This is a genomic window from Sphingopyxis sp. (assembly GCF_036402335.1).
Classification (GTDB): Bacteria; Pseudomonadota; Alphaproteobacteria; order Sphingomonadales; family Sphingomonadaceae; genus Sphingopyxis.
In genome coordinates this window covers 1-7,929 of the sequence record NZ_DASWTD010000534.1, presented here as the reverse complement: position 1 = coordinate 7,929, position 7,929 = coordinate 1, and the positions used below count along the sequence as shown (strand labels likewise).

Annotated in this window: 9 protein-coding genes; 7 read left to right on the top strand and 2 right to left on the bottom strand. The window is 65.7% G+C overall.

All coding sequences use genetic code 11. The features are described 5' to 3' along the window. Positions 1–24: 24 nt before the first annotated feature. A complete protein-coding gene (locus tag VGD20_RS17540; RefSeq protein ID WP_331135667.1) occupies positions 25–1,404 on the top strand; it encodes an L-serine ammonia-lyase in 1,380 nt (459 codons plus the stop codon). Between the two features lie 292 nt (positions 1,405–1,696). On the opposite strand, the gene VGD20_RS17535 is transcribed toward VGD20_RS17540, so the two are convergent. Further along, entirely contained in the window at positions 1,697–2,587 is an 891-nt protein-coding gene (locus tag VGD20_RS17535) for a LysR family transcriptional regulator (RefSeq protein ID WP_331135665.1), read from the bottom strand. A gap of 97 nt (positions 2,588–2,684) precedes the next feature. On the opposite strand from VGD20_RS17535, the gene VGD20_RS17530 reads away from it, so the two are divergent. Genes VGD20_RS17530 through fghA form a run of 6 tightly spaced genes read left to right on the top strand, consistent with a single transcriptional unit; the run spans position 2,685 to position 6,858 of the window. Then, complete coding sequence (locus VGD20_RS17530; protein WP_331135664.1) at positions 2,685–3,797, top strand: S-(hydroxymethyl)glutathione dehydrogenase/class III alcohol dehydrogenase; 1,113 nt, start codon at positions 2,685–2,687, stop codon at positions 3,795–3,797. A gap of 7 nt (positions 3,798–3,804) precedes the next feature. Then, the gene (locus VGD20_RS17525; RefSeq protein ID WP_331135663.1) at positions 3,805–4,188 is read left to right on the top strand and encodes a VOC family protein; all 384 of its coding nucleotides are present in this window, start codon (positions 3,805–3,807) and stop codon (positions 4,186–4,188) included. Next, complete coding sequence (gene purU, locus VGD20_RS17520; protein WP_331135666.1) at positions 4,188–5,057, top strand: formyltetrahydrofolate deformylase; 870 nt, start codon at positions 4,188–4,190, stop codon at positions 5,055–5,057. Before VGD20_RS17525 ends, purU begins: the two co-directional genes overlap by 1 nt. 56 nt (positions 5,058–5,113) lie before the next feature. Beyond that, positions 5,114–5,494: a VOC family protein gene (locus tag VGD20_RS17515; RefSeq protein ID WP_331135662.1), complete on the top strand. Its 381-nt coding sequence runs from the start codon at positions 5,114–5,116 to the stop codon at positions 5,492–5,494. Between the two features lie 15 nt (positions 5,495–5,509). After that, entirely contained in the window at positions 5,510–6,013 is a 504-nt protein-coding gene (locus VGD20_RS17510; protein ID WP_331135661.1) for a prolyl-tRNA synthetase associated domain-containing protein, read from the top strand. Continuing rightward, a complete protein-coding gene (fghA, locus tag VGD20_RS17505; protein ID WP_331135660.1) occupies positions 6,010–6,858 on the top strand; it encodes an S-formylglutathione hydrolase in 849 nt (282 codons plus the stop codon). The genes VGD20_RS17510 and fghA overlap by 4 nt, the downstream gene beginning before the upstream one ends. Positions 6,859–6,993: 135 nt before the next feature. Here the strand turns inward: fghA and VGD20_RS17500 are convergent. Next, the coding region (locus VGD20_RS17500) for a quinone oxidoreductase (RefSeq protein ID WP_331135659.1) at positions 6,994–7,929 on the bottom strand (936 nt) is incomplete at its 5' end.

Genomic DNA, 7,929 nt, shown 5'->3' with positions numbered 1-7,929 from the left:
TCGCGATCCGCCTATAGCGCCGCCATGACGATCAGCCTGTTCGAACTCTTCAAAATCGGTGTCGGTCCCTCCAGCTCGCATACTGTGGGCCCGATGGTTGCGGCACGGCGTTTCACCGTCTGGCTCGACGAGCAGGCGCTCCTGACCAAGACCGTGCATGTCGAGGCCGACCTTTACGGCTCGCTCGCGCTGACCGGGAAGGGCCATGCCGCCGACACCGCGGTGGTCGCGGGACTCGCAGGCGAAATTCCGGCGTCGACGAGCCTTGCCGCGATCAAGGCGCATTGGGACCGCGCGGAGAGCGAGGGCTTCATCTATCTGCTCGGCCGTCAGCGCGTGCGGTTCCTGCCGAAAAGCGACCTGCATTTCCAGATGCGCCAGCGCCAGCCGTTCCACAGCAACGCGCTGAGCTTTACCGCGCGCGACGGCGACGGCGAGATTCTTGCCAAGCGCATGTATTTCTCGATCGGCGGCGGTTTTGTCGTCGACGAGGACGAGGCGGGGCGCAACAGCCGCGGCGCCGAGGACGAGGTCGAATTGCCCTATCCCTTCACCTCGGGCGCCGACTTGATCGCAATGGGCAAGGCGTCGGGCCTCAGCTTTGCCGAAATGATGTTCGCCAACGAAGTGCGTCACCGCCCGCCGAACGAGGTGACGGCGGGTATCGATGCGATCGCCGAGGCGATGGATGCCTCGATCGATGCGGGCTGTTCGAGCACGGGCGTCCTGCCCGGGGGGCTCAAGGTCAAGCGCCGCGCGCCGCAGATCGCCGACGACATCCGCAACCGCCACGAAACCAATCTGATCGACCCGCTCGCGATGATGGACTGGATCAACCTGTGGGCGATGGCGGTGAACGAGGAAAATGCCGCGGGCGGCAAGGTCGTCACCGCGCCGACCAACGGCGCGGCGGGGATCATCCCCGCGGTGATCCGCTTCTACCGCCGCGGCTATCGCGGCGACGCCGCCGGTGTGCGCACTTTCCTGCTCGCGGCGGGCGCGGTCGGCGCGCTCTACAAGCGCAACGCCAGCATCTCGGGCGCCGAGGTCGGCTGCCAGGGCGAGGTCGGCGTCGCCTGCTCGATGGCGGCGGCGGGGCTGACCGCCGCATTGGGCGGCACCAACGCGCAGGTCGAAAATGCCGCCGAGATCGGCATGGAGCATAATCTCGGCCTCACCTGCGACCCGATTGGCGGGCTGGTGCAGATCCCGTGCATCGAACGCAACGCGATGGGCGCGATCAAGGCGATCGACGCCAGCCGCATCGCGATGATCGGCGACGGAACGCACGTCGTCAGCCTCGACACGGTGATCGCGACGATGCTGCAAACCGGCCGCGACATGCGCGACAAATATAAGGAAACGTCGAAGGGCGGGCTGGCGGTCAGCGTGGTGGAGTGTTGAGCGCTGCGCTTCTGCCATCGTCACCCCGGACTTGATCCGGGGTGACGAAAGGGGCGGGCGACAAAAGCTGCTTTCCTACATTATTGTGCTGTGTCAGCCTGCGACCCTGCTCTTTGACCAAGTTGATATTCGCGCGTTCGCTTAACGCGCAAAGGAGACAGTTTCGTGCTGCCCGTCCGTGTCTTTTGTCTCCTTAAGCGTTAACGCGCGATCCGCTAAAGCCACAAAGGACGCAGAATCGATGCACGCATGCGGGGCTTTTGTGGCTTTAAGGCCGAAATGACGCGAGCGGCTAAGCTCCTTCACTCCGCCGCAACGCCCCCGGCAATTCCTCGCGCAATTTGTCGATCAGCAGCCGCACCTTCGGCAGCAGATGGCGGCGCTGCGGATAGACCGCCCAGATCGGCTCCTCCTGCGGGCGGAGGGGGTCGAGGAGCGAGACGAGCGCGCCGCTTTGCAGGTGCGGCATCACATAGAAATCGGGGAGTTGGCAGACGCCATGGCCCGCGAGCGCGGCTTCGGTGACCGCGGTGCCGCTGTTGCAGCGCCAGCGGCCGGCGGGGCGGTGGGTGACGTCCTTGCCCTGCGACCGGAAATGCCAGGCGGGGGCGGTGCCGAGCAGGCACTCGTGGCGCGCAAGGTCGTCGATCGACGCTGGCGTGCCGGCGCGCGCGAGATAGGCGGGGGCGGCGCAGAGATAGAGGCTGCGCGAGGCGATGCGCGTCGCGACTAGGCCTGAATCCGGCAGCGTGCCGGTGCGGATCGCGAGGTCGAAGCCCTCGGCGAGCAGGTCGACGACGCGGTTGGTGAGTTCGAGCGTCACCGTCACGTCGGGAAAAGCGAAGGCGTAATCGCGCGCGATCTGCGCGACGAAACGCTCGCCCATCGCGATCGAGCAGGTCATCCGCACCTCGCCGCGCGGGGCGCCATCGTCGCTGACCGCCGACAGCGCATCGTTGCGCGCGGCGATGAGGTTGCGGAACTGCTCGATCAGCGTGCGGCCCGCCGGGGTCGGGACGACGCGGCGCGTCGTGCGCACGAAGACCTGCGCGCCGATACGGTTTTCTAGGGCTATCACCGCGCGGCTGATGTGCGAGGTTGAGGTGCCGAGCCGAGCCGCCGCCGCGACGAAGCTGCCCGCGTCGGCGATCGCGACGACCTCTTCGATGCCGTCCCAGCTCATTATCCCTCCAGTGCAACAATATATTGCCTATTGGCCCCTTTATCGCGCTTTGGATCGGTGTACAGCGGGCGCAATCTTTTTCCGTGAGGAGGCCCCCATGAAGACCCGTGCCGCCGTTGCATTTGAAGCGAAGAAGCCGCTCGAAATCGTCGAACTCGACCTCGAAGGCCCGAAGGCGGGCGAGGTGCTGGTCGAGATCATGGCGACGGGCATCTGCCACACCGACGCCTATACGCTCGACGGGTTCGACAGCGAGGGCATCTTCCCGAGCGTGCTGGGGCATGAGGGCGCCGGCGTGGTGCGCGAGGTCGGCGCCGGGGTCACCAGTGTCAAGCCCGGCGACCATGTGATCCCGCTCTACACCCCCGAATGCCGCCAGTGCAAAAGCTGCCTGTCGGGCAAGACCAACCTCTGCACCGCGATCCGCGCGACGCAGGGCAAGGGGCTGATGCCCGACGGCACAACGCGCTTTTCGTACAAGGGCCAGCCGATCTTCCATTATATGGGCTGCTCGACCTTCTCGAATTTCACCGTGCTGCCCGAGATTGCGGTCGCGAAGATCCGCGAGGACGCGCCGTTCCAGTCGAGCTGCTACATCGGCTGCGGCGTGACCACCGGGGTCGGTGCGGTGATCAACACCGCGAAGGTGCAGGTCGGCGACAATGTCGTCGTCTTTGGCCTCGGCGGCATCGGTCTGAACGTGATCCAGGGCGCGCGGCTTGCGGGCGCCGACAAGATCATCGGCGTCGACATCAACCCAACCCGAGAGGAATGGGGCCGCAAGTTCGGCATGACCGAATTCCTCAATTCGAAGGGCATGAGCCGCGAGGATGTCGTCGCGACGATCGTCCAGATGACCGACGGCGGCGCCGACTACACCTTCGACGCCACGGGCAATACCGAGGTGATGCGCACCGCGCTCGAGGCCTGCCATCGCGGCTGGGGCACGTCGATCATCATCGGCGTCGCCGAAGCGGGCAAGGAAATCGCGACGCGGCCGTTCCAGCTCGTGACCGGGCGCAACTGGCGCGGCACCGCGTTCGGCGGCGCCAAGGGCCGCACCGACGTGCCGAAGATCGTCGACATGTATATGCAGGGCAAGATCGAGATCGACCCGATGATCACCCATGTCATGGGGCTGGAGGAGATCAACAAGGGCTTCGACCTGATGCATGCGGGCGAGAGCATCCGCAGCGTCGTCGTGTTCTGAGGCCGGTATGTTCAGTCATGTGGCGCTGGGCGCCGACGATATCGAGGCCGCGCGCCGCTTCTACGATGCCGCGCTGGGTGCGCTCGGGGTTCCGCCCGGCGTCGTCGATGAATGGGGGCGGCTGATCTATTCGCACGCCGGCGGGCGCTTTCTGCTGACGAAACCGCTCAATGGCGAAACGGCGAGCGGGGCCAATGGCGGAACGCTCGGCTTCGTCGCGGCATCGACTGCAGAGGTCGATGGCTGGCACGCCGCGGGTGTGGCGAACGGCGGCACGGCAATCGAAGACCCGCCGGGCATTCGTCAGGTCACCGCAGGACGGACGGTTTATCTCGCCTATCTGCGCGATCCTGCCGGCAACAAGCTGTGCGCGACGCATCGGATCGCCTGATGGAAACCAATCAGCCCGTCTTTGTCCTGACCTTCAGCTGCGTCGACGCCGTGGGCATCGTCGCCGCGGTGACGGGGCTGCTCGCCGAACGCGACGGCTTCATTCTCGACAGCCAGCAATATGCCGACCTCGATTCGGGGCGGTTTTTCATGCGCGTCGAGTTCCGCGGCGCGGGGCCGCGTTTCCCCGGCGAACTGGCGGCGGTGCAGGCGGCGTTCGCGCCGATCGTCCGCCGCTTCGCGATGGATGCGCGGATCAGCGATCGCCGCGTCAAGCCGCGCTTCGTCATCGCGGTATCGCAGGGCAGCCATTGCCTCAACGACCTGCTCCACCGCTGGTCGACCGGCAACCTTGCGATCGATATCACGGCGGTGGTTTCGAACCATGAGCATCAGCGGCGGTTGACCGAATGGCATGGGGTGCCCTTCCATCATCTGCCCGTGACCGACGCCAATCGTGCCGAACAGGAAGCGGCGATTTTGCAGATCATGGCCGATGCGGGCGCCGAGCATCTGGTGCTTGCGCGCTATATGCAGGTGCTGTCGCAGGATCTGTCGGCAAAGCTGTCGGGGCGCTGCATCAATATCCACCACAGCTTCCTGCCGGGGTTCAAGGGCGCCAAGCCCTATCACCGCGCGCACGAGCGCGGCGTGAAGCTGATCGGCGCGACCGCGCATTTCGTGACGAGCGATCTCGACGAGGGACCGATCATCGAACAGGCGGTCGAGCGCGTCGATCACCGCGACAGCGTCGACGAACTGATCCGTATCGGCCGCGACACCGAAGCGCAGGTGCTCGCGCGCGCGGTGCGCTGGGTCGCCGAACAGCGCGTTTTGATCGACGGACGCAAGACGGTGGTGTTCCGTTAGTTCCCGGAGCAAGATAAGTCCCGAATCGCAACCATAAACCGGAGGAGCGGAATCCAATGTACAGTCACAATATGGTCGGGGCGAACGACATCGAGGCGGCCAAAAAATTCTATGACGCGACCTTCCAGGCGATCGGCGGCAAGCCCGCGATCCAGGACGACAAGGGCCGCCTGATCTATATGCATAATGGCGGCATTTTTCTCGTCGGCACGCCGATCGACGGCGAACCGGCGACGGTCGGTAACGGCTGCACGATCGGCTTCGCGATGGAAGGCCCCGAGCAGGCGAAGGCCTGGCACGACGCCGGCGTCGCCAATGGCGGGACCTCGATCGAAGATCCGCCGGGCATTCGCGAAGGCGGGTTCGGAGCCATGTATCTCGCCTATCTGCGCGATCCGTCGGGCAACAAGCTCTGCGCGCTTCACCGCGTCGTCTGAACGGAAAGAGAAGCCATGCGCGGCGAAGCGGGATTGCGGACCGATCTGGATACACTCGAAATCCCCTTCGCCGAGCACGAGCATGACGCGGTGTTCACGGTCGCCGAAAGCGACGCGGTGCACGCCGCGATGCCGGGGGCTCACACCAAGAATCTGTTCCTGAAGGATGCGGGTGGGGCGTTCTGGCTCGTCACCGTTCCGTCCGATGCGCGCGTCGACCTGAAGGCGCTGCCGGCCGCGATCGGCAGCAAGCGCGTCAGTTTCGGCAAGGCCGAGGATATGGAGCGGCTGCTCGGCGTTACGCCGGGGTCGGTAACCCCGCTCGCCGCGATCAACGCCGCGCCGGGAAGCATCACCGTGGTGCTGGACGAGGTCCTCGCCGCGGCAGGGACGGTCAATGTTCATCCCCTGCGCAATACCGCGACGCTCGGGCTATCGGGGGCAACGATCCTCGACCTCCTGCGTCATTGGGGGCATCGGCCCATCGTCGCGTCCATTCCTGTTCAGGAACCCGAATGACCCTTGAAACCATCTCCACCGTTCGCAGCCACGGCGGCACGCAGGGCGTGTACAAACATGCGAGCACGACGACCGGCACCGATATGACCTTTGCGGTCTTCGTGCCCGATCATGCACCGGGCGCGAAGCTCCCGGTTCTCTGGTATCTGTCGGGGCTGACCTGCACCCACGCCAATGTGATGGAGAAGGGCGAATATCGGGCGGCGTGCGCCGAGCACGGCGTGATCTTCATCGCGCCCGACACCAGCCCACGCGGCGAAGGCGTGCCTGACGATCCCGGTGCGGCCTATGACTTCGGACTCGGTGCCGGCTTCTATGTCGACGCAACCGAGGAGCCGTGGGCGAAGAACTACCGGATGCGTTCGTACGTCGAGGATGAGCTGCCCTCGCTGATCCTGCGCAATTTCGCGAGCGCCGACCTGACGCGGCAGGCCATCACCGGCCATTCGATGGGCGGGCATGGCGCGCTGACGATCGGGCTGCGCAACCAGGATCGCTTTCGTTCGGTTTCGGCCTTTTCGCCGATCGTCGCGCCGCTGCAATGCCCGTGGGGTGAAAAGGCGCTGACGGGCTATCTCGGCGACAACCGCGAGGACTGGTACGCCTATGACGCGTGCGCCTTGCTCGATCAGGGGCTGCGCGTGCCCGACCTGCTCGTCGATCAGGGCGATGCGGATAATTTCCTCGCCGAGCAGCTCAAGACCGAATTGCTGGCCGAGGCCTGCGAGCGCGCCGGGCAGAAAGCCGAAATCCGGATGCAACCGGGATACGACCACAGCTATTATTTCATCTCGACCTTCATGGCCGAGCATGTCGCGTGGCACGCGGAAAGGTTGAAGGCGTAGTCCAATCCCTTCCCTGAAAGGGAGGGGCGTGGAGACTTGGCAGCTTGCTGCCTAGTCGTAGCGGGGTGGGTTTGCGGCCAAGCAAGAACGCCTGCGGCTACCCACCCCCGACCCCTCCCCCATGAGGGAGGGGAGTTAGGAATGCTCGGGTATCAGAAGCGTCGACCCCGTCGTCCGCCCGGCCTGCAAATCGGCATGCGCGCGCGCGGCATCCTGTAGTGAATAGCGCTGGCCGACGGTGATCTTCACCGCGCCGCTCTCGATCAGCTCAAAGACGCGTGCGGCGCCCGCGGCGCGCTCGCCGGGGTGGAGGTAATAGTCGAACAAGGTCGGGCGCGTCACGAATTGCGAGCCGTGCTGCGCGAGGACGCCGAGGTTGACCCCGGTCACCGGGCCGCCGGCATTGCCGTAACTCACGATCAGCCCGCGCCGCGCGGTCGCCTTCAGCGAGACCTCCCACGTCGCCATGCCTATGCCGTCGAAGGTAACCGGTACCCCCTGGCCGTCGGTAATCTCGCGGACATGCGCTGCCACATCGTCGCTCTTGTACATCAGCACATGATCAGCGCCGGCTTCGCGTGCGGCGTGCGCCTTCGCCTCGGTACTGACGGTGCCGATGACGGTCGCGCCGATCGCCTTCAGCCACTGGACGAGGATAAGTCCGACGCCACCCGCAGCGGCATGGACGAGCACGGGTGAACCGGCCTGAACCTTGGCGCAGCGCTCGACGAGCATCTCGACCGTGCAGGCTTTCAGCAGCGCGGCGGCGGCGGTTTCGTCGTCGATGCCGGCAGGGAGCTTGAACAGCGACGCCGCGCCGACGATCCGCGCGCTCGAATAGGCCGTGCGTTCGGGGCCGAAGGTCGCAACCCGGTCGCCGGGCTGGAGGCCGTGGACGTCGGCGCCGACGGCGATCACTTCACCGGCGGATTCGACGCCAAGGCCGCTCGGCAGCGGGACGGGATAGGTTCCGTCGCGGTGATAGGTGTCGAGATAGTTCAGTCCGACCGCGGTCTGGCGGAGCAGCACCTGGCCGGGGCCGGGATCGCCGAGCGTCACCTCGCGCCAGTC

Excerpts from the sequence above, each read along its gene's own strand:
- VGD20_RS17540 (WP_331135667.1), top strand. The coding sequence starts at position 25 with ATGACGATCAGCCTGTTCGAACTCTTCAAAATCGGTGTCGGTCCCTCC.
- VGD20_RS17535 (WP_331135665.1), bottom strand. The coding sequence starts at position 2,587 with ATGAGCTGGGACGGCATCGAAGAGGTCGTCGCGATCGCCGACGCGGGC.
- VGD20_RS17530 (WP_331135664.1), top strand. The coding sequence starts at position 2,685 with ATGAAGACCCGTGCCGCCGTTGCATTTGAAGCGAAGAAGCCGCTCGAA.
- VGD20_RS17525 (WP_331135663.1), top strand. The coding sequence starts at position 3,805 with ATGTTCAGTCATGTGGCGCTGGGCGCCGACGATATCGAGGCCGCGCGC.
- purU (WP_331135666.1), top strand. The coding sequence starts at position 4,188 with ATGGAAACCAATCAGCCCGTCTTTGTCCTGACCTTCAGCTGCGTCGAC.
- VGD20_RS17515 (WP_331135662.1), top strand. The coding sequence starts at position 5,114 with ATGTACAGTCACAATATGGTCGGGGCGAACGACATCGAGGCGGCCAAA.
- VGD20_RS17510 (WP_331135661.1), top strand. The coding sequence starts at position 5,510 with ATGCGCGGCGAAGCGGGATTGCGGACCGATCTGGATACACTCGAAATC.
- fghA (WP_331135660.1), top strand. The coding sequence starts at position 6,010 with ATGACCCTTGAAACCATCTCCACCGTTCGCAGCCACGGCGGCACGCAG.